Origin of the sequence: Pseudomonas sp. SWRI92 (assembly GCF_014268685.1) — a bacterium.
Taxonomy (GTDB): Bacteria; Pseudomonadota; Gammaproteobacteria; order Pseudomonadales; family Pseudomonadaceae; genus Aquipseudomonas; species Aquipseudomonas marvdashtae.
On sequence record NZ_JABWQY010000004.1, the window covers coordinates 225,189 to 248,903 of the forward strand.

At 59.5% G+C, this 23,715-nt stretch carries 30 protein-coding genes, 1 tRNA gene and 1 pseudogene; 17 read left to right on the top strand and 15 right to left on the bottom strand.

What is annotated here, in order from left to right; all coding sequences use genetic code 11:
- Positions 1–56 precede the first annotated feature (56 nt).
- Positions 57–530: a peroxiredoxin gene (locus tag HU762_RS09850; protein ID WP_186635982.1), complete on the bottom strand. Its 474-nt coding sequence runs from the start codon at positions 528–530 to the stop codon at positions 57–59.
- Positions 531–540: 10 nt separating this feature from the next.
- A complete protein-coding gene (locus tag HU762_RS09855) occupies positions 541–1,101 on the bottom strand; it encodes a glycine cleavage system protein R (protein ID WP_003184325.1) in 561 nt (186 codons plus the stop codon).
- Positions 1,102–1,416: 315 nt separating this feature from the next.
- Between HU762_RS09855 and dapA the strand changes: the two genes are divergently transcribed.
- The 5 genes from dapA to HU762_RS09880 all read left to right on the top strand — a co-directional run bounded on the left by dapA (position 1,417) and on the right by HU762_RS09880 (position 5,105).
- Positions 1,417–2,295, top strand: coding sequence for a 4-hydroxy-tetrahydrodipicolinate synthase (gene dapA, locus HU762_RS09860; protein ID WP_186635985.1), 879 nt, complete (start codon positions 1,417–1,419; stop codon positions 2,293–2,295).
- 17 nt (positions 2,296–2,312) lie between these two features.
- A complete protein-coding gene (bamC, locus tag HU762_RS09865; protein ID WP_186635989.1) occupies positions 2,313–3,428 on the top strand; it encodes an outer membrane protein assembly factor BamC in 1,116 nt (371 codons plus the stop codon).
- Positions 3,429–3,432: 4 nt separating this feature from the next.
- Positions 3,433–4,191: an MBL fold metallo-hydrolase gene (locus HU762_RS09870; RefSeq protein ID WP_186612227.1), complete on the top strand. Its 759-nt coding sequence runs from the start codon at positions 3,433–3,435 to the stop codon at positions 4,189–4,191.
- A 27-nt stretch (positions 4,192–4,218) separates the two neighbouring features.
- Entirely contained in the window at positions 4,219–4,932 is a 714-nt protein-coding gene (gene purC / locus HU762_RS09875; protein ID WP_186635992.1) for a phosphoribosylaminoimidazolesuccinocarboxamide synthase, read from the top strand.
- A gap of 83 nt (positions 4,933–5,015) precedes the next feature.
- Positions 5,016–5,105, top strand: a tRNA-Ser gene (locus tag HU762_RS09880).
- Between the two features lie 204 nt (positions 5,106–5,309).
- Here the strand turns inward: HU762_RS09880 and HU762_RS09885 are convergent.
- From HU762_RS09885 to HU762_RS09900, 4 genes are all read right to left on the bottom strand, one after another.
- Positions 5,310–5,924, bottom strand: a complete 615-nt coding sequence (locus HU762_RS09885; protein ID WP_186635995.1) for a hypothetical protein — start codon at positions 5,922–5,924, stop codon at positions 5,310–5,312.
- 352 nt (positions 5,925–6,276) lie between these two features.
- Positions 6,277–6,543: a short-chain dehydrogenase gene (locus tag HU762_RS09890; RefSeq protein WP_186635998.1), complete on the bottom strand. Its 267-nt coding sequence runs from the start codon at positions 6,541–6,543 to the stop codon at positions 6,277–6,279.
- A 328-nt stretch (positions 6,544–6,871) separates the two neighbouring features.
- Entirely contained in the window at positions 6,872–7,276 is a 405-nt protein-coding gene (locus HU762_RS09895; protein ID WP_186636001.1) for a hypothetical protein, read from the bottom strand.
- Positions 7,276–7,557 (bottom strand): hypothetical protein, encoded by a 282-nt coding sequence (locus HU762_RS09900; RefSeq protein WP_186636004.1) that lies wholly within the window; start codon positions 7,555–7,557, stop codon positions 7,276–7,278. Before HU762_RS09900 ends, HU762_RS09895 begins: the two co-directional genes overlap by 1 nt.
- A gap of 354 nt (positions 7,558–7,911) precedes the next feature.
- Here HU762_RS09900 and HU762_RS09905 point away from each other — a divergent pair, with 354 nt between their 5' ends.
- Complete coding sequence (locus tag HU762_RS09905) at positions 7,912–9,546, top strand: methyl-accepting chemotaxis protein (RefSeq protein ID WP_186636007.1); 1,635 nt, start codon at positions 7,912–7,914, stop codon at positions 9,544–9,546.
- Positions 9,547–9,559: 13 nt separating this feature from the next.
- The gene (locus tag HU762_RS09910) at positions 9,560–10,306 is read left to right on the top strand and encodes a phytanoyl-CoA dioxygenase family protein (RefSeq protein ID WP_186636010.1); all 747 of its coding nucleotides are present in this window, start codon (positions 9,560–9,562) and stop codon (positions 10,304–10,306) included.
- Between the two features lie 11 nt (positions 10,307–10,317).
- On the opposite strand, the gene HU762_RS09915 is transcribed toward HU762_RS09910, so the two are convergent.
- The 3 genes from HU762_RS09915 to HU762_RS09925 all read right to left on the bottom strand — a co-directional run bounded on the left by HU762_RS09915 (position 10,318) and on the right by HU762_RS09925 (position 11,916).
- Positions 10,318–10,686 carry a cupin domain-containing protein gene (locus HU762_RS09915; RefSeq protein ID WP_186636013.1) on the bottom strand — a complete coding sequence of 123 codons (369 nt, stop codon included), beginning with the start codon at positions 10,684–10,686 and terminating at the stop codon, positions 10,318–10,320.
- A gap of 104 nt (positions 10,687–10,790) precedes the next feature.
- Positions 10,791–11,597, bottom strand: coding sequence for an AraC family transcriptional regulator (locus HU762_RS09920; RefSeq protein ID WP_186636016.1), 807 nt, complete (start codon positions 11,595–11,597; stop codon positions 10,791–10,793).
- 127 nt (positions 11,598–11,724) lie between these two features.
- Positions 11,725–11,916, bottom strand: coding sequence for a DUF1508 domain-containing protein (locus HU762_RS09925; protein WP_186636019.1), 192 nt, complete (start codon positions 11,914–11,916; stop codon positions 11,725–11,727).
- Positions 11,917–12,078: 162 nt separating this feature from the next.
- Here HU762_RS09925 and HU762_RS09930 point away from each other — a divergent pair, with 162 nt between their 5' ends.
- From HU762_RS09930 to HU762_RS09960, 7 genes are all read left to right on the top strand, one after another.
- The gene (locus HU762_RS09930) at positions 12,079–13,014 is read left to right on the top strand and encodes a LysR substrate-binding domain-containing protein (RefSeq protein WP_186636022.1); all 936 of its coding nucleotides are present in this window, start codon (positions 12,079–12,081) and stop codon (positions 13,012–13,014) included.
- A 71-nt stretch (positions 13,015–13,085) separates the two neighbouring features.
- Complete coding sequence (locus HU762_RS09935) at positions 13,086–13,451, top strand: 5-carboxymethyl-2-hydroxymuconate Delta-isomerase (RefSeq protein ID WP_186636026.1); 366 nt, start codon at positions 13,086–13,088, stop codon at positions 13,449–13,451.
- Between the two features lie 193 nt (positions 13,452–13,644).
- A complete protein-coding gene (locus tag HU762_RS09940; RefSeq protein WP_186636028.1) occupies positions 13,645–15,294 on the top strand; it encodes a phosphoethanolamine--lipid A transferase in 1,650 nt (549 codons plus the stop codon).
- 68 nt (positions 15,295–15,362) lie between these two features.
- On the top strand, positions 15,363–16,004 hold the full coding sequence (locus HU762_RS09945; RefSeq protein WP_186636031.1) for a class I SAM-dependent methyltransferase: 642 nt from the start codon (positions 15,363–15,365) through the stop codon (positions 16,002–16,004).
- Between the two features lie 121 nt (positions 16,005–16,125).
- Complete coding sequence (rnd, locus tag HU762_RS09950; RefSeq protein WP_186636034.1) at positions 16,126–17,259, top strand: ribonuclease D; 1,134 nt, start codon at positions 16,126–16,128, stop codon at positions 17,257–17,259.
- Positions 17,256–17,549, top strand: a complete 294-nt coding sequence (locus HU762_RS09955; protein ID WP_186614117.1) for a YcgL domain-containing protein — start codon at positions 17,256–17,258, stop codon at positions 17,547–17,549. Before rnd ends, HU762_RS09955 begins: the two co-directional genes overlap by 4 nt.
- A gap of 120 nt (positions 17,550–17,669) precedes the next feature.
- Entirely contained in the window at positions 17,670–18,602 is a 933-nt protein-coding gene (locus HU762_RS09960; RefSeq protein ID WP_186636037.1) for a D-2-hydroxyacid dehydrogenase, read from the top strand.
- Between the two features lie 102 nt (positions 18,603–18,704).
- Here the strand turns inward: HU762_RS09960 and HU762_RS09965 are convergent.
- Positions 18,705–18,830, bottom strand: a pseudogene (locus tag HU762_RS09965) (nitroreductase family protein); the annotation flags it as partial.
- Positions 18,831–18,967: 137 nt separating this feature from the next.
- Between HU762_RS09965 and HU762_RS09970 the strand changes: the two are divergent.
- Complete coding sequence (locus tag HU762_RS09970; RefSeq protein ID WP_033054039.1) at positions 18,968–19,417, top strand: YcgN family cysteine cluster protein; 450 nt, start codon at positions 18,968–18,970, stop codon at positions 19,415–19,417.
- 31 nt (positions 19,418–19,448) lie between these two features.
- Positions 19,449–20,678: a hypothetical protein gene (locus HU762_RS09975; RefSeq protein ID WP_186636040.1), complete on the top strand. Its 1,230-nt coding sequence runs from the start codon at positions 19,449–19,451 to the stop codon at positions 20,676–20,678.
- Between the two features lie 28 nt (positions 20,679–20,706).
- Here the strand turns inward: HU762_RS09975 and HU762_RS09980 are convergent, their stop codons facing one another.
- The 4 genes from HU762_RS09980 to HU762_RS09995 form a co-directional block, all read right to left on the bottom strand.
- The gene (locus HU762_RS09980; RefSeq protein ID WP_186614109.1) at positions 20,707–21,084 is read right to left on the bottom strand and encodes a DUF2892 domain-containing protein; all 378 of its coding nucleotides are present in this window, start codon (positions 21,082–21,084) and stop codon (positions 20,707–20,709) included.
- 76 nt (positions 21,085–21,160) lie between these two features.
- Entirely contained in the window at positions 21,161–21,631 is a 471-nt protein-coding gene (locus HU762_RS09985; protein WP_030141187.1) for an RNA methyltransferase, read from the bottom strand.
- Positions 21,632–21,741: 110 nt separating this feature from the next.
- On the bottom strand, positions 21,742–22,116 hold the full coding sequence (locus tag HU762_RS09990) for a YajD family HNH nuclease (protein WP_025212393.1): 375 nt from the start codon (positions 22,114–22,116) through the stop codon (positions 21,742–21,744).
- Positions 22,117–22,164: 48 nt separating this feature from the next.
- Positions 22,165–22,851, bottom strand: coding sequence for a hypothetical protein (locus HU762_RS09995; RefSeq protein WP_030141186.1), 687 nt, complete (start codon positions 22,849–22,851; stop codon positions 22,165–22,167).
- A gap of 75 nt (positions 22,852–22,926) precedes the next feature.
- Here HU762_RS09995 and HU762_RS10000 point away from each other — a divergent pair, with 75 nt between their 5' ends.
- Positions 22,927–23,214: a hypothetical protein gene (locus HU762_RS10000; RefSeq protein WP_186636043.1), complete on the top strand. Its 288-nt coding sequence runs from the start codon at positions 22,927–22,929 to the stop codon at positions 23,212–23,214.
- On the opposite strand, the gene HU762_RS10005 is transcribed toward HU762_RS10000, so the two are convergent.
- Positions 23,211–23,684, bottom strand: coding sequence for a cyclic nucleotide-binding domain-containing protein (locus HU762_RS10005; RefSeq protein WP_186614101.1), 474 nt, complete (start codon positions 23,682–23,684; stop codon positions 23,211–23,213). The two genes, HU762_RS10000 and HU762_RS10005, sit on opposite strands and share 4 nt — an antisense overlap.
- Positions 23,685–23,715: the final 31 nt, after the last annotated feature.

A 23,715-nucleotide genomic window follows, 5' to 3' on the forward strand; every position in this document is an offset into this window, starting at 1 on the left:
CGTCTTGGCCACATGGCGAGCCGGCTCGCCATGTGGCCAAGACAGGCAGTGACACCTCAGGCGTTATTCAGCGCCTGAGCCGCCGCCAGCACCGCGTCCACATGGCCCGGCACCTTCACGCCACGCCATTCCTGACGCAATACACCGTCCTTGTCGATCAGGAAAGTGCTGCGGTCAACGCCCAGGTACTCCTTGCCATACAGCTTTTTCAGCTTGATCACATCAAACAGCTGGCAGACGGCTTCGTCCTTGTCGCTGATCAGCTCGAACGGGAATTCCTGCTTGCACTTGAAGTTCTCGTGGGACTTGATGCTGTCCCGGGAGACGCCAAACACCTGGGTGTTGGCCGCCTGGAATTGTGCGTATTGATCGCGAAAACCCTGGCCTTCGGTGGTGCAGCCGGGAGTGCTGTCCTTGGGGTAGAAGTAAATCACCACCTGCTTGCCTTTGAGGGCCGCGAGGCTGACAGTCTGCCCGCTGGTGGCGGGCGCTTGGAAATCGGTAACCGGCTGGTCGACGGCAACGGCCATGAACGCTTCCTTACATTGGGTTTTGTGGACGCCACGGTTCGATCAATGCGTCCAGGTTCATCGCATCGGCGAAATCCAGGAACTGATCACGCAGCCAACTGATCTGGGTGCCGGCCGGCAAGGTCACGGTGAACGTGGCGTTGAGCATGGTGCCGCCCGTTTGCGGGGCCTGATAGGTGTCGCACGTGAGGTTTTCCAGCTCGACGTGGTGGTCCATGAAAAACTGGCACAGCTCGTTGATGATGTCCGGGCGGTAGGCCGAACTCACATAGGCCACGTAGGGCAGGGCCTGGGGACGGTTCTCCAAGGCAGCGCTGCGCACCACGTTAACGGTGAAGGCGTGCTTCTTGGCCAACACGGGCAGGCTACCTTCCAGGCGGGCGAGGGCGTCCCAGCTGCCGGAGATCTCGAGCACGAGCGCGCTGCATTCGCCATGACGGGTCAGGCGTGAGGTCACGACGGCGCAGCGATTTTCATGGCTGGCGCGGCACAGGACGTTAGTCAGCTCCATGGGGTTGGCGCCAAGGGCACTGATAACAAGGAATTGTTCGCGGACTGTGGGGGTGGACATGCAGCATTCCTAAAGCGATGAGCGGTCGGTATGTTTCAGCTCGACGGGGCGACAGCACTGGGAAAACGAACGGTTCAAGCCTTTTGCTTTTTTGTGGCGCTGCGCTGCGGGACATCACGCAAACACCTGTTCAAGAGCAGGATCGAGGCTTGTAGCGACGAAAACGGAGGCTGGAAACCGGCGTATGAGCTTATCGGTACCGATCAAAGGCTGAAGGGTAGCGAAAACCATCGCCAAGGGGAATGGGAGTTCGCTTGTACAAGCATCTTGGCGCCAGTACCATTACGGCTCTCTTTTTCCGGCAGGAGCGGTTTCATGATTGCGGGCAGTATGGTGGCACTGGTCACACCCATGGATGCACAAGGGCGTCTTGACTGGGCCAGCCTCAGCAAACTCGTGGACTTCCACCTTGAAAACGGCACCCACGCCATCGTCGCCGTCGGTACAACCGGCGAGTCGGCAACCCTTGACGTCAACGAGCACATCGAAGTCATCCGCGCCGTGGTCAAGCAGGTCAATGGGCGCATTCCGGTGATCGCCGGTACCGGCGCCAACTCCACCCGCGAGGCCGTCGAGCTGACCCGCAACGCCAAGGAAGCCGGGGCCGACGCCTGCCTGCTGGTCGTTCCGTACTACAACAAGCCGACCCAGGAAGGCTTGTACCAGCACTTCAAGCACATTGCCGAAGCGGTCGACATCCCGCAGATCCTCTATAACGTCCCCGGCCGCACCTCCTGCGACATGCAGGCCGAGACTGTGATTCGCCTGTCCACCGTCCCGAATATCATCGGCATCAAGGAAGCCACCGGCGACCTCGTGCGAGCCAAGGCCATCATCGATGGCGTCAACAAGGATTTCCTCGTGCTGTCCGGCGATGATCCAACGGCCGTCGAGCTGATCCTGATGGGCGGCAAGGGCAACATCTCCGTCACTGCCAACGTCGCCCCGCGCGAGATGGCCGACCTGTGCGAGGCCGCGCTCAAGGGCGACGCCGACACCGCACGGGCACTCAACGAAAAACTGATGCCGCTGCACAAGGACCTGTTCATCGAGGCCAATCCGATCCCAGTGAAATTTGCCCTGGTCGAAATGGGCTTGATGCACGAAGGCATTCGCCTGCCGCTCACCTGGTTGAGCAATACCTGTCAAGAACCGCTGCGGCAGGCCATGCGCCAGTCCGGCGTCCTGGTTTAATTGAGGAACTACAACGCATGAAGCGAATGGCCGGCCTTTCCGCACTTGCCTTGATTATCTCCAGCACCAGTGGCTGTGGATGGGTCTGGGGCCCGGATGGTTATTTCCGTGACCGTGGTAGCGACTACCTCGAAGCGCAACAGACTGCACCGATGCAACTGCCACCCGACGTCAGCGTCGCCAAGCGCCTGGATCCGCTGTTGCCGATCCCGCGCAACGTCGCCGACGACAGCGTCAAGGGCGAATACATCGTGCCGCGTCCACAGCCGCTGTCGGCCGTGGCCGATGCGAGCGACTACACCCTGCAAAAGAGTGGCGATTCGAGCTGGGTCATGGGCCAGCACCCGCCGGCCGAAGTCTGGCCCGTGGCGATCCAGTTCTTCCAGGACAACGGTTTCCGCCTGGATGAGCAGCGCCCACAGACCGGCGAATTCACCACCACCTGGCAACGCGCCGATGAACTGTCCGCCGCCATGGCCAAGCGCCTGAGCGCCGCCGGTGTCGCCGCCGACAGCGAAACCCGCGTACGGGTACGGATCGAGCCGGGTGTGCAGCGCAACACCAGTGAAATCTACGTCGTCAGCGCCGAGCGTCCCGCCGGCAGCACCGCCGACGTGGCCTTCACCAACCGCTCGGTCAATAGCGGCCTCGACGCCGCGCTGGTGGACGACATGCTCGCCAGCATGAGCCGCACCGCCGAGCAGGGCGGTTCGGTGTCGATGCTGGCCACCCGGGACTACGACACCCCAAGCCGCGTCAGCCTGAGCGAGGACGGCAGCGGTAACCCGGTGCTCAACGTCGGCTCCGACCTGGATCGTGCCTGGTCGAGCGTGGGTCGTGCGTTGGAGCAGGGCGAATGGCGAGTTGAGGACATCAACCGCAGCCTGGGCCTTTACTACATCAACCTCGCTGAAAAAGCCGAGAAGAAAGACGAGAAGCCTGGCTTCTTCAGTGGTCTGTTCGGCAGCGCGCCGGACAAGGAAGAAATCGAAGCCCGTGCCGAGCGTTATCAGGTTCGCCTGAGCAAGGTCGGCGACAACGTCCAGGTGACCGTCGAGAAAAACATCAACACCGTTGCGCCGGCCGATGTGGCCCGCAAAGTGTTGGGCGTGATTCAGGACAACCTGGGCTGATCCGATGCGTTTTGCCGTTCTCGGCAGCGGTAGCCAGGGCAACGGCACGCTGATCGCCAGCGCCGGTACCTATGTGCTGGTCGATTGTGGTTTCTCCTTGCGAGAAACCGAGAAGCGCCTGTTGCGCCTGGGTGTCCATCCGGCGCAACTGAGCGCGATACTCGTGACCCACGAACATGCCGACCACGTGCATGGCGTGGGTTTGCTGTCTCGGCGCTACAATCTGCCGGTCTACCTGAGTCGCGGAACGCATGGCGGCCTGCGCAAACCCATCGAACCGGCTGGCTTCGTGGCCGGTGGCGAGCAGTTGCGCATCGGTGCCCTGGACATCAGCGTGGTCAGCGTGGCGCATGACGCCCGTGAGCCGACGCAATATGTCTTCAGCGATGGCGAGCGGCGCTTCGGATTGCTGACCGACCTGGGCTCGTACTGCGACAGGGTCATGGACAGTTATCGGGACCTCGATGCGCTGATGATCGAGTCCAACCATTGCCGCGACATGCTGGCGCGAGGGTACTATCCGTACTTCCTCAAGCAGCGGGTCGGCGGGGAACACGGACATTTGAACAACCACCAGGCGGCATTCCTGGTGGCCGAGTTGGGCTGGCAAGGCCTGCAACACCTGGTCCTGGCCCATCTGAGCAGCAAGAACAACCTGCCGCAGCTGGCCCGGCAATGTTTTGTCGACACCCTTGGGTGCGACCCGGACTGGCTGCAACTGGCCGATCAAGATTCAGGGCTCGACTGGCGACATATCGCCTAGCCCACTACTTAGCAAGCGGAGCCCATCATGGAAAAACGTGAAGAACTCTACCGCGGCAAAGCCAAGTCGGTTTACAAGACCGACGACGCTGACCGCTTGATCCTGCTGTTTCGCAACGACACCTCGGCGTTCGACGGCAAGCGCATCGAACAGCTCGACCGCAAGGGCATGGTGAACAACAAGTTCAACGCCTTCATCATGCAGAAACTCGAAGCCGCCGGCGTGCCGACCCAGTTCGACAAGCTGCTGGGCGACAACGAATGTCTGGTCAAGAAGCTGGACATGATCCCGGTCGAATGCGTCGTGCGTAACTACGCCGCCGGCAGCCTGGTCAAGCGCCTGGGCGTGGAAGAGGGCATGAAGCTCAATCCCTACACCTTCGAGCTGTTCCTGAAGGACGACGCCAAGGGCGATCCCTTCATCAACGAATCCCACGTCGTGGCCTTCGGTTGGGGCACCAGCGAACAACTGGCGCGCATGAAGGAATTGTCCCTCAAGGTCAACGAAGTGCTGACCAAGCTGTTCGACGACGCTGGCCTGTTGCTGGTGGACTTCAAGCTTGAATTCGGCGTGTTCAGCGATGGCTCCATCGTCCTGGGCGACGAATTCAGCCCGGACGGCTGCCGCCTCTGGGACAAGGACACCAAGAAGAAGATGGACAAGGACCGCTTCCGCCAAGGCCTCGGTGACGTCATCGAAGCCTACGAAGAAGTCGCCCAGCGCCTGGGTGTACCGCTGTAATCGACGCAAGCATCTGATAGCACGGAAAAAATTTCGCCCGGGGGTTCGCTTCCGGCAAATGTGCTGGTATGATGCGCGCCACTGGAGAGATGCCGGAGTGGCCGAACGGGACGGATTCGAAATCCGTTGTACTGGCGACAGTACCTAGGGTTCAAATCCCTATCTCTCCGCCATAATTGTGTATGACTAAACCCCTGAAATGGTTGAACATTTCAGGGGTTTTTTCGTTTCTTGCGTTTGGTTTAGGGGGGAGCTAAAGGGCTCGCTATGATGCCGTCTCAGAATGCTCTGTGAATGCGGTTGATAGGTTAGCTATCGACTTGGGAGAAGGGCGGGAGATACGACTTGTAGACGCGTGGTGGTTGGCCCAGCTCTTTTTAACGACTGGTTTTCCCCGTATTGGCATCTAGGTAGACTTTGTTGCTTAGGGACATACCGCCGCAATACGTGAAGTACATCCCCGGGCCCCTATTGCTCGAAGCCATCCACCCTCCCATCTCTATGAAGTCTCCTTCCGTACAGGTTCCTTCGTCTATGAGTTGGCGAGCGGCCTGGGAAAATTTGGCCTTGTAGATTCTGTAGTCGTCCGAACCTTTGATGAGGGAATCATCGCCGGTTGCGTTCTCTGCGGGGTCATTAGGACGATTCTTACTAAAATCTTTGATTTGGACCCATTCGGCGAATTTTCCTTCTCTAATGCCGTTGGCACTGGTGCAGGCTTTGTTCCCGTCTTTCACATACTCGCTTTTACCTCCAACACAAGATGCTGAGTACGCCTTGGTGATACGGGCCCAATCTCCTTTTCTTTCTAAAACGTCTACCCCCTCCCTAAACATTAGACGGCCTGCTACTCCACACTCGGTAGAAGGACAGGTGTGTCTGGCGGTGCGATCAGTGGTCACCCACAGCTTGCTTTCCGCCAGCGCATGGATTGAGAGTGTTTGAAGTACGCTGTAAATCGAGAGGCTGAGAATGAAACTTCCGATTTTCATTGGTTTACGCCTTGATGATTTATATTTTTCCAGTTCCGTGTTTCTTCAAAAAGTGCGGAAGTTTTAACGACTGGCATCCAAGCCTACTTTGTAATAGGAAGCTTGCCAGTGATTACAAATCTATCGAACACTTTCTGACCATCACGTGCAGCTTGTCGAACGTCAAGAAATGTCAGCTCTTCGTGAGTGACTTTTCTGCGCGCTTTCTCGACTTTTTTATAGTAGCCATCGGAGCCTCCGAGGTGCGTTGATCAGCTTATGTGATTAATCGAGTCTGGGTAAACCGGAGGGTTTCAGTGTCATCGAACCATGCTCGTTTCGACGAAATGGGCCCCGTGAGAGGCCCTTTGAGCTAGGCCGGCTCTGCATCCAATCGCCGGGCAATGACATCGAGCACGTCGCAGCCATCCCTCAAGGAGATGCAGCATAGTTGTGCAAAGTCCTGGAGGACCACTGACTCACTCGGAATATCTCCTCGCATGGCGAGGTTCTCTAGAAGCTGGGTGACCGCGCGAATTCTATAGCCCGCCGTGTCGAGCAGGATGTGCAAAGGCGCAGAGGTATCGACGAAGAGGGGTTGATCGTCGGCATTGTTGGTAAGAGCCATGTATCTATTCATTTCAAACTCCGTTTGATTGAGGGCTTTTCTTACCATTTGTCATTGGGTCGCCAAACCCAAGCCGCTCTTACGAACGACAATTGGACTATAGAGCCCTTCTGTAGAAATCATCAATCAGATGATGCGTAAGAAGATTCCCTGAATTATGTGGGCTGGAAATGTCAGAAAATTCCCCTTCTGCAATTGCGTCCCGCCGCCCTTTTTATTGCGCCCACCCCATTCTGGGATCTAAATAATCACGGCGTTTCGGTCGCAGTTTTGCGGCAGATCGTCAGCAATCCAACGCCGGCCCGCTTGGGTGCGCTGGGCGTCGGCGAGCCGATAAAGACTATTTCTGACGTTTGGCTTTGGCGGCTTTTTGCACGGCTGGGTAGTAACTGACGTCCAGCCTCCCCATCTTCGGCAAGGGGACGCAGGCATAGACGCTTTGGTTCGGTGCAAACCAATCTGAATCGAATAAAACCTGGACTTCATGATTCAAATCGAACTTTGTCCGGTGGGTCAGTCCGCTTGAAGAAAAACCAGGATCTGCGGGATCTAACACAAACTCACCTGGGTAAAGCTTCTCGGTTTTTTGAGTCGTTCCATAGGCGATTCTTACGGCGTGGTCGTCATCAAAAACAGCGACTATTAAACCGGGTCGAGCTTTTGGGCCGGGTTTCCCGACAACCTCTGGAAAATGGCACCAGACAAAATCGCCTGGTGCAGGCAGTGGACGAAAAGGAACGGTCATTAATAGAGCCTTCTGGTTACGCGTTCCTCCGGAATATCCGTAGCAGGGCTAGCGGCACGAATCGCGGCGATTTGTTCTTGGGTCAACGGGCCGTCATCCAGCTCGTACTTTGGTAAATAACGGTCAGCTAGCTGACGCAGTGCGAGGTGAGCGATTTCGGTTTTACTCAGGCCGGTCTGACGCATAAGTAACTCGATGGTCGAGAGACTGACCCCCGTCGGTGTGTCCTGTTTACGTAACCGCAGCAGGAAGCTTTCGGATTTTTCAGCGATGCTGGGCATGATGTGCTCCATGTGTAGCGTGGTCTCAAGTTAGGGAGCGTCCTGCTCCTGTACACCTTCTTCCTGAGGGTGATATCTATTGTATATCAGTTTTCCAGAGTGAACATTCTCTTGAATCCTGACGGTGAGGTGCTATCTGCGGCGATCTTTGAAGCCTATCGCGGCTGGAGAACCTGTGCGACGGGCTTGTATCCAGATGAAGGCTATCAATGTGGTTTTCAGAAAGGTCCTACGAAGCGCCTCACTTTTGGTTGAGTCGTTTCGTCACTTCTTTGTGACAATCAGACTAATGGGCTATAGCTCAAGACATGGCTGCCGATAGGTAGGTATTCCCCCGTGTAAGGAGTGACCCCCATGCCGCGATTTTTTGCCGACCTTGGCTTTCGCTGGAAAATCACTCTCCCGATCGCCTTCCTGGCTGTATTGCTGGCCCTGATGGGGTGGACAGGCATGCGTGGCATCAGCCAGGTGACCGAATCCAGCACGCAATTGACTAAACGTTATCTGCCGGCCATCAGCCTGTTGCTCAATGCTGATCGTGATCTTTATCAGGCGTTCGTGGCCGAGCGCAGTCTGTTGGATGGTCATGCAGACGTACATGTGCAAGCGCTGAGTGCCAGTCATGGCGAGAATGCCAAGCAGGCTTACGACCGTGTGCAGCAATATGCCGCAATGCAGCCCGGTGCCGAGGCGCAGGCGTTGGTCAGTCAGTTCAATGACAGCTTCGGCAAATGGATGCAGGTTTCGCGGCGGGTCCTCGAGCAGTCTGTCGGCGATCCGCAGGGTGCCAGCGCCCTGAGTTTTAGTGACAGCGAGCGCCTGTTCGAAGCCATGCGTGATTCCATCGACAAGCTGGGTGAGCTGGAAGATGCCGCCTCGCACCGTGAGGGCGACGCGGCGATTGAAAACGGCGAGGCCGTCGGTATACATCAGGGCGTGATTCTGCTGGTCGGCCTGCTTGGTTGCATCTTGGTAATCGTTGTTCTGCCCTTGGTAGTGCTGACCCCTATGCGCCGGTTGTTGCAAAGGGTCGAGCAGATCGCCGAGGGCGGGGGCGATTTGAAGGGGCGTCTCGAAGTGCGTTCGGCCGATGAGTTGGGCCAGCTCGGCAGCGCTTTCAACCGCTTTCTCGATAAGCTGCAGCCTTTGATCGCCGAGGTCGGGCGGGTGACCGGGGAAGTCGACTCCGCGGCGCGCGCCATGGCCACCATGGCGGCGACGAATGACCGATTGATTAGCAGCGAGCACGCCGCACTGGATCAGGTCAGCACCGCCGCCACGCAGATGAGCGCGGCGGTGCATGAAGTGGCGCATAACGCGGCGAATGCCTCGGGCGCCGCGCAGCAGGCGAGCAGCCAATCCCGTGACGGTGCCGAGGTGGTCAGCAGTACCATCGAGTCGATCCGCCAGTTGGCCCAAGAAGTGGAGAGCGCTTCGGGCACGATCGAGGCACTGGCCCAGGAAACTTCCAGCATCGGCGCCGTACTCGAGGTAATCCGCGGCATTGCCGAGCAAACCAACTTGCTTGCGCTGAACGCGGCCATCGAAGCTGCGCGAGCCGGTGAGCAAGGCCGTGGTTTTGCCGTGGTCGCCGACGAAGTGAGGGCGTTGGCGGCGCGGACCCAGGATTCGACCAAGGACATCCAGGTTCGCATCGAGCGCTTGCAAAGTGGTGTCGCCAAGGCCGTGCAAGCCATGCAGGTCGGTAGCGATAAGGCCCGGGACAGTGTTGAACGCGCCGCGGGTGTCGATCAGGTGCTCAGCGGTACCGGTGGTTCGATCCAACGGATCAACGACATGGCCGCGCAGATCGCCAGCGCATGTGAAGAGCAGAGCAGCGTCACCGAGGAAATAGCCCGCAATATTTCCGATATCCGTGATCTGTCCAACGAAGCGGCCTCCAATTCTGCCCAGAGCATGCAGGCCAGCCAGCAGCTCTCCAATCTTTCGAGAAACCTGGCAGAGCTGACCGGCCGCTTCCGTACCTGAGGCAGGTGTTGTCGTGTCCGTTGCCGATCAGTTGCGAGCGTTGCATCAGGACGGTTTTGTCCTGATGCAGGCTGTCTTGAGCGCGGGTCAGATCGCCGACCTGCGTTATGCAACCGACCAGCTGAAACCCCAGCACTGGGACTACAGCGGCGTCATCGATCATTACAAATGTGTGTTCAACCGTGACCCGTTCTGGCTGCCGTACCTGGAAGTGAGCGGGGTGATCGAGCTGGCCGAGGCTGCCTTGGGGGAGGATTGTCACATTATCGGTCAGACGGCCTGGCGCTGCTATCCAGGTTTCATCGGCGCCCCGCTGCATCTGGATTACCTTCCTATGGCGCTACCCTCCAGCCTGTTGGAAACCCCGGCCTTTGACCTGCCGATGCAGGTGTTCACCGCGCAGTTTTATCTCGATGACATCGATGCCGACTTGAGCCCGACACAGGTCATTCCCGGCAGCCACAAGGCTGGCCGCGCGCCAATGGCGGGTGAAACGCAATGGCAGGGCCGTGCGGCGCAGCCAGTGCTGTGCCGGGCGGGCGATGTCCTGATATTGCGTAGCGAGTTGTGGCACGCCGGCAGTGACAACCGCACCGTCGACCGCACGCGGTACATGCTCCAGGTGCACTACGGCCGGCGGATGATTGCGCAGAAGTTCTCGCCTTATTTACATTGGCAGTTCAACCCTGAGGTCCTGGCCGCCGCGACACCTCGCCAGCGACGGCTGCTGGGCGACCATCAGGAAGCAGAATACGACTGAACCTGGCTCGGTCAGATCCAGACGTCATTGACCGCCGTTCGCTCATTGGTTTCTTCGCCGGTATTGATGACGCCCCGAGGCTCGATCAATAGCAGTTTCACTTGCCGTTCGGCACTGGGTTTGTGCTCGACACCCTTCTTCACCACGAACATCTCGCCCGGGCCAATCGTTATTGCGCCGTCGCGAAAGTCGATACGCAGCTCACCTTCCAGCACGACGAATGTTTCGTCGGTGTCGGCATGGGTGTGCCAGATGAAGTCGCCTTCTAGCCGGGCGATCTTGAACTGATAGTCGTTCATTTCGGCGATGACCTTTGGCGCCCACTGTTCATCAAACAGTGAGTATTTCTGGGCGAAGTTGATCGGGGAGTACTGATTCATCGGGACACGCTCCTCAAAACTGGGTGATGAGCGCTACCTTACGGCGCAAGGGCGAGGCAGGTATTGGATGATCGTGCAGCTTTGGCGTTGCGCGGCGTAACACCTCAACGCAGCATCTTTAGCCAGCGTGCCGGTGAAATACCAAAAGCCTGGGTATGCAGTCGAGTCATATGGCTCTGGTCGAAAAAACCGCAAGCCACGGCTGCTTCGCTCAACGGCACGCCATGCAATACCAATCGCCGAGCTTCGTTCAATCGACGCTGGGTGATGTAGCGGTAGGGGCTGGTGCCGTACAAAGCGCGGAAATCCCGAGACAGGCTCCACCGGTCCCGGCCACTGGCTTGAACCAGGTCATCCAGGGTAATCGGCTGGTCAAGGGCGTCGTGGATGAATAGGCGTGCACGCTCTGCCGCCGGATAGTCGATCAGTCGGCGTCCACGCTGGCCACCCGCCGCGACAGAGAGCGCCTGGGCGACGTCGTAGATGGCGTCTTCTTCCTCCAGCGGATCGAGGCCATGTTCCAGGCTGCCGAGCAGCCTGCGGGTCGCGATGTTGAGGCGAAGATCGTTGGATAGCCCGCCTTCAATGAAGGGCAACGGCTTACCGCCCAGTACTTGCTGGATCAGCGATGGCTCTATGTACGACATCCGGTAGCGGAAGCCGTCGCTTGTCCCGGCCTCACCATCATGGACCTCGTCCGGGTGCAGCACGATGGTGCCGCCCGGCTGGCTATGACGTTTGCTGTGCCGATAATTGAAGCTCTGGACACCGGAAAGGGTGAAGCCGATGGCATAGGTGTCATGTCGGTGGGTGGTGTAGCCATGCCCACTGAAATAGGCCTCGATGCGTTCCAGTTTCCTCGATTCAGGCGCACGCATCAGCCAATCGCGACGGCTGCTTGATTGAGTCATGGGCAACGACCTCTCGCTGTTGTCCGCACACGATACCTGTCTGGTGCCTCGTGCAGCAAAAAACTCCAGCGTGAGCAAAGCTGCTCGTCTAGCTGAGCAGCTTTTCGAGGTGTGCCCGTGTCCGGCTTCAGATCTCCTTCACCGGCGTCTCGCCATGGGCGCTTTTGATCAACCCGATAACATGCAGGCAATCCGCCTTGTTCACGTAGGATTCACCACTGGCGATGGTTTCATGATTGCCGGCCCTCAAGCGCCAGCGCCATTGGCCTTGTCCGGTGTTCGGGGTACCTCGGGTCTGTCTGTAGATCTCAAAATACATCGGTTCGCTCCCTGCGATTTACTGATTCAAGGCATGTTTCGTACATGTCGTCGCAAGCCTAGCCAAGCTGAAAGTTTTCGCTATTGGGAAAACGTTTCCAATGATTGTGAGATATTTCAGAAAATTGCAGCACCTGCTCAAAACGCGAACCAGGAGCCATGGATGAATCGCAACGAACTGCGCAAGGCCGACATCAATCTGATGGTGGTTTTCGAAACGCTGATGCTCGAGCGCAACGTGACACGGGTAGCGGAGAAACTGTTTTTGGGCCAACCGACCATCAGTTCGGCGCTCAACCGTTTGCGCACGCTGTTCAACGACCCGTTATTCATTCGCGTCGGTCATCGCATGGAGCCGACTGCCCGGGCCGAGGAAATCATCCAGCACCTGTCGCCGGCCCTGGATTCGCTGTCGGTGGCCTTGAGCCTGACCCATGATTTCGATCCCGCCAGCAGCACCATGACGTTTCGCATCGGCCTGTCCGATGACGTGGAGTTTGGCCTGCTGCCGCCGCTGTTGCGCAGCTTGCGCCAGGAGGCGCCGCAGATCGTGTTCGTGGTGCAGCACGTCGACTATTGGCGCATCCCCGACCTGCTGGCGTCCGGCGACATCACTGTCGGTATCAGCCAGACTCGCGGGTTACCGGCCAACGCCAAGCGCAAGCTGCTGCGGCACATCCAGCCCTGCGTGTTGCGGGCCGATGCCTCGGACACGCCGTTGACCCTGGACGAATACTGCGCGCGGCCACACGTGCTGGTGTCCCATACCGCCAACATCGCCGGGTATGCCGATGAATGGCTGGCGGAAATCGGTCGCAAGCGTCAAGTGGTGCTGTCGGTGCCGCAGTACAGCGCATTGCCGGCGCTACTGGCAGGCACGGACCTGATCGCCAGCCTGCCGGACTATACCGCCACCGCCATGGCTGCTTCCGGCCAGTTGTTCAGCGAACCTTTTCCCTTCAAGACGCCAACCCTGGACCTGTCCATGGTCTGGCTGAGCCACGTCGACAATGACCCGGCCGAGCGTTGGCTGAGGTCCCGTCTGGAGGCGTTCATGAGTGAGCGCGTGGGTCCGATGGGCGAAACAAAACCTGCCTGAAACAGCAAAGTCGAGGTATGGTTGCGGCGGCTGTCATCTCAAGATCATATTTTCGAATTGGAGTCGAACACATGCCTCACCTGCACATGGAGTACACCGCCAACCTGACTGAGCTGAACGCCGACGTCGCGCTGTTGCGCCTGAACAACGCGCTGGTAGCGTCCGGGCAGTTCGCCGCAGAGTTCGACATCAAGAGTCGGGCCGTGAAAATCGAGACCTTTCGGGTCGGCACTGGCATCGGTGAGCGCGGGTTCGTGCATGTGAAACTGGCGCTGCTAAGCGGTCGTTCGCCGGAAATCAAGAAACAACTGGCAGACAATCTGCTGGCCGTGGTCCAGGAGCTTGGTCCGTGGCCGGCCGGGGTCAGCGTGCAGTTGTGCGTGGAGATTCTAGACATCGACCGTGGTCCTTACGCCAAGGCGGCCATCGGTCTTTGAAATACGGTGTGCACACGCCGTGGATCGATTAGGCGATGGCTGTTTGAAGTGGCCACTTAAATAATAATTTAACAGCAACTTTTTCACGAAAAATTGATGGCGGGCTATCTAGAGTTTGTGTTGCCGTAGGAAATGAATTTTTCACATTTACTGCGCCAGCCTTATAAAGAACGCTCAGGAAGTCCTCGCCATCATGTCAACTGTTAAAGCCGTGCGCCCCGAGTGGGTGACGCTGATCGCCAGTGCGTTTCTATTAGTGGGCTTTAATCTGGTGCTCTGGCAACACCTGCTCACGATCACCGCATCGGACGGTCACGGAGTTTTGCTGTGCCTGGCCTTTGGCGTGATGGTGTTCTGCGCGTTCAACCTGGTGCTGACGCTGCTGGCGTTCCGTCCGCTGCTCAAGCCTGTGCTGACGCTGCTGTTTCTGATCAGTGCCGGCGTGGCGTATTTCATGGCCCAGTATGGGGTCTTGATCGACGCCGGCATGTTGCGCAACTTCGCCGAAACCAATGCCACGGAAGTGCGTGACTTACTGTCAATAAAATTGTTTGGCTATCTCTTTTTATTGGGCGTGCTGCCAGCCTTGCTGTTGTTCAAGACCCCCATAAACTATCGTCGCTGGCCCAAGGAGTTGTTAAGTAAGTTGATTGTCGCGGTGGCCTCGGCGGCCGTGCTCGGTGGGGTTGCATTGATCAACTACCAGGGCCTGTCTTCGTTGTTTCGCAACCACCACGAGTTGCACTTGATGGTCGTGCCAAGCAACTACATTGGCGCGTCGATCGGCTACTTGCGCGAGCAGGTCGCGTCGGCCAAGCAACCGTTCATTGCCTTGGGCGAGGATGCGAGCCGGAATCCCGCCTGGCAGACCCATGGGCGAAAATCCCTTACCGTGCTGGTCGTGGGGGAGAGTGCCCGGGCCGAAAACTTCGGCATCTTGGGCTATACCCGCGATACTACGCCGCAACTGGATAAAGAGGCGGGGCTGATCGCCTTCACCGACGTACATTCCTGCGGCACCGAAACCGCCGTGTCGGTCCCCTGCATGTTTTCCAACATGGGGCGCAAGGACTACGACGCCAGCAAGGCGAGGAACGAAGAGGGCCTGCTGGACGTGCTCAAGCGCGCCGGGCTGGAGGTGATCTGGCGGGACAATCAGTCCGGCTGCAAAGGCACCTGCGACCGGGTCACGGTGCAAGATGTGAGCAATCTCAAGGACCCGACCCTGTGCGCCAACAGTGAGTGCCGCGACGAGATTCTGCTCCAGGGCCTGCAGCATTTCATCGACACCCTCGACAAGGACACTGTGCTGGTATTGCACCAGATGGGCAGCCATGGGCCGGAGTACTTCAAGCGTTATCCCAAGGAGTACGAGCATTTCACTCCGGTGTGCGAAAGCAACGCGCTGAACAATTGCAGTCGCGAAAGCATCGTCAACGGTTACGACAACACCTTGGTGTACACCGATCACGTGCTGTCGACGCTGATCGATCTGCTGCGCGCCAATCAGGACAAAGTCGACACCGCGATGCTGTACCTGTCGGACCATGGCGAGTCCTTGGGCGAATACAACCTGTTCCTTCATGGCACGCCGTACATGCTGGCCCCGGAGCAACAGAAGCACGTGGCGATGCTGGCCTGGTTTTCCGACAGCTACCAAAAGTCCTTCGCCGTCGATACCCATTGCCTGCAACTGAGTCGGGACAAACCCCTGAGCCAGGACAACCTGTTCCATTCGATGCTTGGGCTGCTGGAGGTCAACAGCAAAGTCTACAACCAGGATCTCGACTTGTTCGCCAGCTGTCGCGGTGCGGTGATTGACGGTGTGCTGGCCCGGAAATAATGCCTACACCTTTTTTTCACGCAGCGTTGTTTAACCTGTTCTTCAATCTTTCTTCATGAGCTGTGAGCATGCCCCGGCAATCCCCATCCACTGTCGAGCTTGAGTTCGCCAGGCAGCATGACCAGGAGCATGCGCAAATTTGCCGTCAGCCGGCGCCTCGCCGCTTGCGCCTGGCGTTCTGGCGTGACGAGCAGTTGGTGCGCAACGCCTTGAAAGTGGCGGGTGAGCCTGGGCTGGTGCTGGACGTGGCGTGTGGGGCGGGGCGGTTCTGGCCGGTGTTGGGCGAACATGCCAACCGGGTGATCCTGGCGGCGGACCCGTCGCCAGGCATGCTTGAGCACGCCCGCAGCCATCATGAAGGCGCATTGCTCGAACGGGTCACGACTTTCCCGAGTTCGGCGTTTACCCTCGGCCTGTCAGCCAATGCGGTCGACTGTATTTTTTGTTTGCAGCTGTTTCTGCACGTCAAGGCCAGCGAGCATCGCCTGGCCTTGCTGCACGAATTTCATCGGGTCAGTCGCGACACGGTGATTGTCTCGGTCCAGATCGAAGGGCCTCTCAAGCTCGGCAAGCCGACACCGCGGGGCCTGGCCGATAAGGGCGACGTCGAAGCGCAGTTCATCGAGGCCGGATTCACCGTGCTGTGGCACCAGGATTTCCTGCCGGGTTTCGCGATGAAGCGAGTTTACGTATTACGCAAGGCCGGTTAACTCTGGATGTAGGACTATTCTTGCGTTTGCGCAGGCGATTTCTCTCAAGCTCTTGCTCCGTAGATGCTCGCAACCGCCGACGGCGATATATACTGCGCGCCATTCTTCAAGGGAGAGCCGTGTGGCCATCGATATTCACTGGATTCGCGACAACGATAGCCTCGGTCAGTTTTGCGCCGAATGGCAAGCGTTGCCATTCGTCGCCCTCGACACCGAATTCATGCGGGTCGACACTTTTTATCCGATTGCCGGCTTGCTTCAGATCGGCGATGGCAAGCGCGCCTACCTGATCGATCCCTTGGCCATCAATGACTGGAAACCCTTGGCCGCGCTGCTGGAGAACCCGGCGGTGCTCAAGGTGTTGCATGCCTGCAGCGAGGACTTGGAAGTCCTGCTGCGCCTGACCGGCAGCCTGCCCGCGCCGTTGTTCGACACGCAATTGGCCGCCGCCTACTTGAACCTTGGTTTTTCCATGGGCTACTCGCGGTTGGTGCAGGAAGTACTGGCCATCGAACTGCCCAAGGGCGAGACCCGTTCCGACTGGTTGCAACGCCCCTTGTCCGAGACGCAAATCAGCTACGCCGCGGAAGATGCGGTGCATCTGGCGGAAGTTTTCGTACAGCTGCGCCCGAAACTTTCCGACGACAAGTACGCCTGGGTGCTAGAGGACGGCGCCGAACTGGTGGCCAACCTGCGTCGCGAAATCGACCCGTACGAGGTGTACCGCGAGGCCAAGCTGGCCTGGAAGCTGTCCCGTGCGCAACTGGCCGTGCTGCGCGAGCTGTGTGCCTGGCGCGAGCGCGAAGCGCGGGCCCGTGACCTGCCGCGCAATCGCATCATCCGTGAGCATTCACTGTGGCCCCTGGCCCGCACGCAGCCGGATAATCTCGGCGCGCTGGCGAAGATCGAAGACATGCATCCGCGTACCGTGCGCCAGGACGGCGAATTTCTGCTGGACCTGATCAAACGTGCGGCCAGCGTGCCCCCCGAGCAATGGCCACCCGCCGTGCCCGAGCCACTGCCCATCGAGGCGTCGGCGCTGCTCAAGCGCCTCAAGGCGCTGGGGCAGGCCGAAGCCGAGCGCCTGGGCATAGCGCCGGAGCTGATGCTGCGCAAGAAAACCCTCGAAGCCCTGTTAAAAAGCGGCTTTCCCGAGGGTCCTTACCAATTGCCCGATTCGCTGCGTGGCTGGCGCCGCGAGTTGATGGGCCAGGCCCTGCTCGACAGCCTGGCCACCGCCGGAGAACAGCCTTGAAACGTATCTGCTCCATCTATCGAAGCTCGAAGAAAAACGAGATGTACCTGTATGTGCTCAAGAGCGATGCCTTGAAGCGTGTGCCGGAGCCATTAATGGCGGCATTCGGCAAGGCGATCCATGCCTTTGACCTGGTGCTGAGTCCCGAGCGGGAGCTGTCTCGGGAGGACATCAACAAGGTGCTGGAAAATCTCGACACCCAGGGTTATCACTTGCAAATGCCACCGGCCGAAGACGAGTACATCGAGCATTTGCCGGAAGAGTTGCTGCGACGCAACGACCCGATCTGACACTACCCAGGCGCCGGTCTCGGCGCCTCTTGAAACATTGAAACGATTTGGCGATGGTCCGTAGGGACGGAGCGATACTCTGTCAGCGGCCGTCTGCACTGTTTTTGAAAGGTTAGATTCATGCGCGTTCTGATTGCCGAACACGACCACGCGGTGTATGCCCAGCTTCTGCGCCAAGCTGCACCCGATATCGAAGTGCTGACCAGCGGCGATTCCGCCGAGTTGTCGCGGCTGGCCGCGGACTGCCCGGTCTGGCTCGGCCAGCCAGATCTGTTGGCGACGCTGTTGCGTCAAGGCCATCAACCCCGTTGGTTGCAATCGACCTGGGCAGGCATCACGCCGCTGCTGGCCGAGGGTTTGACACGCGATTACCGACTGACCCGCGCCGTCGGTATTTTCGGCCAGGTAATGGCTGAGTACGTGCTGACCTACATGCTGGGCCATGAGCGCGAAGTGCTTGCGCGGTTGGTCAGCCAAGTGGAGCGCAAGTGGGACAACCGCCAAGGGCAAAGCCTGGCGGGACGCAAGGTGCTGATTGTCGGGACCGGTGATATAGGTCAGTGCGTGGCGCAGTTCCTGGTGCCGTTTGGCGTGCAGTTGTACGGCATCGCCAGCGAAGCCCGGGAGCTGGCGCCGTTTGTCGAAGTCGGCGCGCTGGAAGATTTGCCACGCCTGGTGGGCGAAGTGGATTACGTGATCAATCTGCTGCCGAACACCCCGAACACCCACGACATCTATGATGCGGCGCTGTTCAAGCATTTCAAACCCACCGGGCTGTTTATCAATGTCGGCCGTGGCGTGGCCGTGGTCGATGCAGACCTGGTGCAAGCCTTGAAAGAAGGGCACTTGGCCGGCGCGGTGATCGACGTCTGCCGCCAAGAGCCATTGCCGCAGCGCCATCCATTCTGGACCGCGTGGGGCCTGCTGCTGACCGGTCACAGCTCGGCTCCGACCTCGCCGCCGATGATGGTGCAACTGTTCCTGGAAAACCTGCGGGCCTATGAGGCCGGTGATGGGCTGCGTGGGGAAGTGGATTTCAATCGGGGCTATTGAAACCCACCCCGATCAAAGGGTGGGAGCACCGTATCTACTTCAGTGCGCGGGAGCCCTTGTGGCGAGGAAGCAAGCTCCCTCGCCACGGGTTCGGCGGGCTCCTTACAGAGTGAAGTCGCCTTCGGCCACCAGCTCGCTCAACGGCCGGCGCGGGCTTGGGACTTCTCGTGCCTGGAGGTAGTCGGCCAGGGTGGATTTGTCCCCCAGCTTGCCAATCGCCACGGCGGCGGAACGTGATGACGCAACCTACGTCCCTGCGCCCGGCCTGACAAGCCCCTGTTACCGGCAGTCGCCAATGCTTGGCCTCGGGAGGTCCCGGCACTAGACTGTCGGCCTTTTCACCACGTGATGTTGATGCCCGAGCCATGGCCGCCAAAGTCGAACCGTTCTGGATACGCAAAACCCTCGATCAGCTCGATCCCCAGGAATGGGAATCGCTGTGCGACGGCTGTGGCCTGTGCTGCCTGCAAAAGCTCGAAGATGAAGACGACAACAGCGTCTACTACACGCGCATCGCCTGCAAACTGTTGGACCTGAAGACGTGCCAGTGCACCGATTATCCCAATCGCCGCGACTTTGTCCCGGACTGCATCCAGCTCACGCCGGGCAAGGCCGATGAGTTCAAGTGGCTGCCGCCGACCTGTGGCTATCGACTGGTCAGCGAGGGCAAGGATTTGCCGCTGTGGCACCATCTGGTCTGCGGCGATCGGGACGCCGTGCACCACGAACGCATTTCCCAGTCGGGGCGCATGCTGGCCGAAGGCAGCGTGGCTGAAGACGATTGGGAAGATCACCTGATTTTCCGCGCAGGCTGAATCCAACGACATCGCACCACAGGGAGCGCCCATGGCGGCAGGATTGAAATGGATGCTGGCGGCTGCACTGCTGGCGTTGTGCGGGCCGCTGTGGGCGGCGCAGAAAGTCGACCTTGATTATCACGTTCACTTGTTGCCGCAGAGCGATCAGGCCGAAGTACGCCTGACCCTCGCGCGGGGCTCGGCGGTGCGCAGCCTGGATTTCGATCTTGGCGACGAAGACCGCTACAGCGATTTCAAGGCGGACGGCCAATGGCAGCTCACCCCCGGCCACGGCTCGCGAGGCGTTTGGCGTCCAGCCACCGACAAGGCGAGCCTGACCTACCGCGTGCGCATCAGCGAATCGCGCAAGAACGGTTCTTTTGAGACCCGCATGTCCCCGGGATGGGCCCTGCTGCGCGGCGACGACCTGGTGCCGCCGGCCAAGCTGGATCAGCAGGACGGCATCGAGTTGGTGTCGCGCCTGCAGTTCGAACTGCCCGTCGGCTGGAAGAGCATCGAGACGTCCTGGCCGCGTATCGGCAAGCAACGCTTTCGCATCGATAACCCTTCGCGCTTGTTCGACCGGCCCACGGGCTGGATGCTCGCCGGCAAGCTCGGCAGCCGCCGCACGCGCCTGGGTGAGACCGAGGTCACCGTCGCTTCGCCCCAAGGCCAGGGCATGCGGCGGATGGACGTGCTGACGCTGCTGACCTTCGTCTGGCCGCAAGTGCAGGCAGCGCTGCCGCGTCATCCTGCCAAGCTGCTGATCGTCGGTGCGAGCGACCCGATGTGGCGGGGTGCCCAGGCCGGTCGTGATTCGGTTTACCTGCACAGCCGTCCACCGCTGGTCAGCGAACGGGGCAGTAGCCCGCTATTACGGGAATTGGTCCAGGTACTGGCGCGCATCAACGATCACGATCGTAGCGACTGGATTGGCGAAGGGTTGAACGAGTATTACGCCATCGAACTGCTGCGCCGCGCCGGCGGTATGAGCGATGAGCGTTATCAGGGCCTGAATGATCGCCTCGTCCGGGACAGCAAGGGCGTCACGACCTTGCGCGGCGAACAGGTGAGCCCTGCAATGGTGGCCAAGGCGGTGCTGTTGTTGCAGGAGCTGGACCGCGAAATCCGCCTCAAGACGCACAACAAGCGTTCGCTCGATGACGTGCTACAGGGCGCGATGCGGTTGGAAACGGTGGATACCGAGGAGTTTGTCCAGCTCAGCGAGAGCATTCTTGGCGAACGTTCCACCGCGCTGGACACTCGGTTACTTCAGTAATTTCGCTTCATCGGTCGCACAGCCGAGATCAGAGCCCAGCCTTCGGCGAAACCAGCGAATCATTTCCGGTAACGGTGGCTGTATCGGTCGCGGCCGTTGCATTGGCCTTCATGCGCGACAACTCATCGCCCGCCTGTTCGATCCGGGCGCGGGCCTCGTGCAGATGCTGACGATTCCTTTCCAGCATACTCTTGGCCGAGCAGTGTCCGGTGATGCCGCGGGCCAGGGCCATGCCGCCGATTGCCAGTTGAGCCAGGCCGAACACTCCGCCGCGGCGCAGGCCCTTGCCCATCATCAGCACCCCACCGGCCAGTGAACCAATGCGCTCCCAGCCGTGTACGTTTTGCGGGGTACGGGATTGAAAAGGGGTGGTCTCAACCGGCCCGAACGGATTGTTATCGCTCATGATCTGTCTCCAGTGTGGGGATTTGTATAAAGCTGACTGCCAGAGCGAATCCGTCGTTCCATCAATTTCGCGCCGGTCAGCGGAATTGCGGACCCGAGCGCGTGTTGTTGCCTTTGGCCATGCGGTCGTACAACACGACATTGACCGTGGCCGCCAGGTTCATGCAGCCGTTGGTGGGGATGTAGATCACGTCTTCGCACCAGTCGCGGATGTCTTTGTCCAGCGAGCCGTCTTCCGGGCCGAAGATATACAAGGCGCGGTCCGGGTGCGTGTATTCGGGCAGCGGCCGGGCGCCTTCCACCAGCTCGACGGCCACCGGTACGCAGCCAAGGGGCAGGATCTTCTTCAGGTCGTCGATGCCGATCAGCGGAATGTCGTAGTGGACTTTCTTGGTGTCGGTGACGAAGTCGGCGGCGCGTTCATAACGCTTGCCGGTGTAGAACACCGACGCCACGCCGTAGCAACCGGCGGCGCGCATCACCGAACCGACGTTTTCCGGTGACTTGGGGTTGAACAGACCGATGCAGCTGTAGCGTTTGTTGGCCACGGACGGGGTGCCTTTGAGAAAAGGCGCGATTATACGGGGAATGCCGTTCACTTACGAAAAACGATACGCCTGTGGCGAGGGAGCAGGCTCCCTTGCCACCCGATGGCCTGCTACTCGTCTTTTTTCATCAGTCCGGCCAGTGCGGCGAAGGGGTTATGGGTCGCCTTGGCGATCTTCGGCGTGCTCAGGGAGCCCTCGCCAAAGTATTGCTGGTCGGTATAACGCGAGTGCTCGTTGTCGTGGCAGTACAAGCACAGCAGTTCCCAGTTGGAACCGTCCTGCGGGTTGTTGTCGTGGTTGTGGTCGCGGTGGTGAACGGTCAGCTCGCTCAGGCGCTTGCCGGAAAACTCACGGGCGCAGCGGCCGCAGACGTGGGGGTACATTTTCAGGGCTTTGTCGCGGTAGCCCATTTCCCGGTCGCGCTGGGCGTCGGCAAGGATGCGGTCCAGCTTGGCAGTGTTGGACGGTGGGGTGGACGAACTCATGGGTTCACCTTTGTAGAAAAGACTGATGACGGTTGGACAGAGTTTAGCTCAGCCCTTGAGCTTCTCGGCAATCCAGATGGTGTGGCGGGTGCCTTTGTTGCCGTGGGCGAAGACTTGCACCTCTTCAGCCTTGAAGCCGGCCTTCTTCAGCTTGTCGGAAAACTGCCGGTCAGCACTGGCCGACCACACGGCCAGCACGCCCTTGGGCCGCAGGGCTTTGGCGCAGGCGGCCAGGCCACCGGCCGAATAGAGCCAGCTGTTGGCTTTCTGGGTCAGGCCTTCGGGGCCGTTGTCGACGTCCAGCATGATTGCGTCGAAGCCCTGGGGCTCGGCTTGCAGTACCTTGGCGACGTCTTCCATGCGGATCACCGTGCGCGGGTCCGACAGCGGCCGTCCGGCCTTTTCGCCCAAGGGGCCGCGATTCCACTCCACCACGCCGGGAACCAGTTCGGCCACCACCACTTCGGCGCTCTTGCCCAAATGCTTGAGGGCCGAGGCGAGGGTGAAGCCCATGCCGAGCCCCCCGATCAGCACGCGCGAGCCAGGACGGCCGGCGACCTTGCGGCAAGGAATCTCGGCCAGGGCATCTTCGGAACCGTGCATGCGCGTATTCATCAACTGCCCGCCGTCACCGCCCTGGATCTTGATGACGAAGTCTTCGCCATACTCGAACAGGCACAGGGCACCGCCGTTGTCAGGGATAGGGGTGGTGTCGAGTAGAACGAAACGTTTCATGGAAATCTCATGGGAAGGGGCAGACTTGCCCGGTAGGGACTAGCCTCAAAGCAGACAATAGCCATGGAGCCATTGATGAAGTGCAGCATTCTAACGGCCATTGCCCTGGCGGCGCTCTCGATAAGTTATGCACAGGCCCAGCAACCGACGATTCCGGTATCGCCGCCGAGCATTCCCGGTTCGCCCGGCACCGCCACGCCCATGCCGTACCCGCCGGTCGCGCCCAGCGGCGTACCCAAGGCCGGCCCCGGAAGTGGCGGCCCGCCCTTGTTGCCACCGATCGAAATGCCCAGGCCGCCGAAGGATCAACCGATACCGGGCCTGGAACCTAAGCCGCCGAAGGCCAAGTCGCCTGGAGGCTAGACCTGCTGCGAGAGCAATTGCCCGTCGGCCATGCGCAGGCGCTTGGACAGGGAGACGGCGAGGGCGCGGATGATCTTGGCGGCAATCTTCGGCGCGTCGTTGAGCATTTTTTCCAGGGAGTCCTTGCCCAGGTTCAGCAACTGGCAATCAGTGGCTGCAATGCAACTGGCCGAGCGCCGTTCGCCGTCGAGCACGGCCATCTCGCCGAACGCCCGGCCGCTGCGCAGTGTAGCGATGGTGACGGGTTGGCCGTCAGGGCCGGTTTTCTGCACGGCGACCTGGCCGGTATGGAGGATACACATGAAGCTACCGGCATCGCCCTCGCGAAAAATCGCTTCGCCTTGGGCGATGGTGCTGACGCTGAAATAGCCCGCCGCCGCCGCGAAGTCGACGGGCAGCAATTGGTCGAACAGGCCGCAGTCCATCAGCCAATCGCGAATCTGGTTGTTCAGTAAAGTCGGTTCTGACATGTCGTCACGGTCTTTTCTTGTGTTTACAGGG

What these genes read in the sequence shown, in the direction of transcription:
- HU762_RS09850 (WP_186635982.1), bottom strand. Translation starts at nt 530, where the DNA reads ATGGCCGTTGCCGTCGACCAGCCGGTTACCGATTTCCAAGCGCCCGCC.
- HU762_RS09855 (WP_003184325.1), bottom strand. Translation starts at nt 1,101, where the DNA reads ATGTCCACCCCCACAGTCCGCGAACAATTCCTTGTTATCAGTGCCCTT.
- dapA (WP_186635985.1), top strand. Translation starts at nt 1,417, where the DNA reads ATGATTGCGGGCAGTATGGTGGCACTGGTCACACCCATGGATGCACAA.
- bamC (WP_186635989.1), top strand. Translation starts at nt 2,313, where the DNA reads ATGAAGCGAATGGCCGGCCTTTCCGCACTTGCCTTGATTATCTCCAGC.
- HU762_RS09870 (WP_186612227.1), top strand. Translation starts at nt 3,433, where the DNA reads ATGCGTTTTGCCGTTCTCGGCAGCGGTAGCCAGGGCAACGGCACGCTG.
- purC (WP_186635992.1), top strand. Translation starts at nt 4,219, where the DNA reads ATGGAAAAACGTGAAGAACTCTACCGCGGCAAAGCCAAGTCGGTTTAC.
- HU762_RS09885 (WP_186635995.1), bottom strand. Translation starts at nt 5,924, where the DNA reads ATGAAAATCGGAAGTTTCATTCTCAGCCTCTCGATTTACAGCGTACTT.
- HU762_RS09890 (WP_186635998.1), bottom strand. Translation starts at nt 6,543, where the DNA reads ATGAATAGATACATGGCTCTTACCAACAATGCCGACGATCAACCCCTC.
- HU762_RS09895 (WP_186636001.1), bottom strand. Translation starts at nt 7,276, where the DNA reads ATGACCGTTCCTTTTCGTCCACTGCCTGCACCAGGCGATTTTGTCTGG.
- HU762_RS09900 (WP_186636004.1), bottom strand. Translation starts at nt 7,557, where the DNA reads ATGCCCAGCATCGCTGAAAAATCCGAAAGCTTCCTGCTGCGGTTACGT.
- HU762_RS09905 (WP_186636007.1), top strand. Translation starts at nt 7,912, where the DNA reads ATGCCGCGATTTTTTGCCGACCTTGGCTTTCGCTGGAAAATCACTCTC.
- HU762_RS09915 (WP_186636013.1), bottom strand. Translation starts at nt 10,686, where the DNA reads ATGAATCAGTACTCCCCGATCAACTTCGCCCAGAAATACTCACTGTTT.
- HU762_RS09920 (WP_186636016.1), bottom strand. Translation starts at nt 11,597, where the DNA reads ATGACTCAATCAAGCAGCCGTCGCGATTGGCTGATGCGTGCGCCTGAA.
- HU762_RS09925 (WP_186636019.1), bottom strand. Translation starts at nt 11,916, where the DNA reads ATGTATTTTGAGATCTACAGACAGACCCGAGGTACCCCGAACACCGGA.
- HU762_RS09930 (WP_186636022.1), top strand. Translation starts at nt 12,079, where the DNA reads ATGAATCGCAACGAACTGCGCAAGGCCGACATCAATCTGATGGTGGTT.
- HU762_RS09935 (WP_186636026.1), top strand. Translation starts at nt 13,086, where the DNA reads ATGCCTCACCTGCACATGGAGTACACCGCCAACCTGACTGAGCTGAAC.
- HU762_RS09940 (WP_186636028.1), top strand. Translation starts at nt 13,645, where the DNA reads ATGTCAACTGTTAAAGCCGTGCGCCCCGAGTGGGTGACGCTGATCGCC.
- HU762_RS09945 (WP_186636031.1), top strand. Translation starts at nt 15,363, where the DNA reads ATGCCCCGGCAATCCCCATCCACTGTCGAGCTTGAGTTCGCCAGGCAG.
- HU762_RS09960 (WP_186636037.1), top strand. Translation starts at nt 17,670, where the DNA reads ATGCGCGTTCTGATTGCCGAACACGACCACGCGGTGTATGCCCAGCTT.
- HU762_RS09970 (WP_033054039.1), top strand. Translation starts at nt 18,968, where the DNA reads ATGGCCGCCAAAGTCGAACCGTTCTGGATACGCAAAACCCTCGATCAG.
- HU762_RS09975 (WP_186636040.1), top strand. Translation starts at nt 19,449, where the DNA reads ATGGCGGCAGGATTGAAATGGATGCTGGCGGCTGCACTGCTGGCGTTG.
- HU762_RS09980 (WP_186614109.1), bottom strand. Translation starts at nt 21,084, where the DNA reads ATGAGCGATAACAATCCGTTCGGGCCGGTTGAGACCACCCCTTTTCAA.
- HU762_RS09990 (WP_025212393.1), bottom strand. Translation starts at nt 22,116, where the DNA reads ATGAGTTCGTCCACCCCACCGTCCAACACTGCCAAGCTGGACCGCATC.
- HU762_RS09995 (WP_030141186.1), bottom strand. Translation starts at nt 22,851, where the DNA reads ATGAAACGTTTCGTTCTACTCGACACCACCCCTATCCCTGACAACGGC.
- HU762_RS10000 (WP_186636043.1), top strand. Translation starts at nt 22,927, where the DNA reads ATGAAGTGCAGCATTCTAACGGCCATTGCCCTGGCGGCGCTCTCGATA.
- HU762_RS10005 (WP_186614101.1), bottom strand. Translation starts at nt 23,684, where the DNA reads ATGTCAGAACCGACTTTACTGAACAACCAGATTCGCGATTGGCTGATG.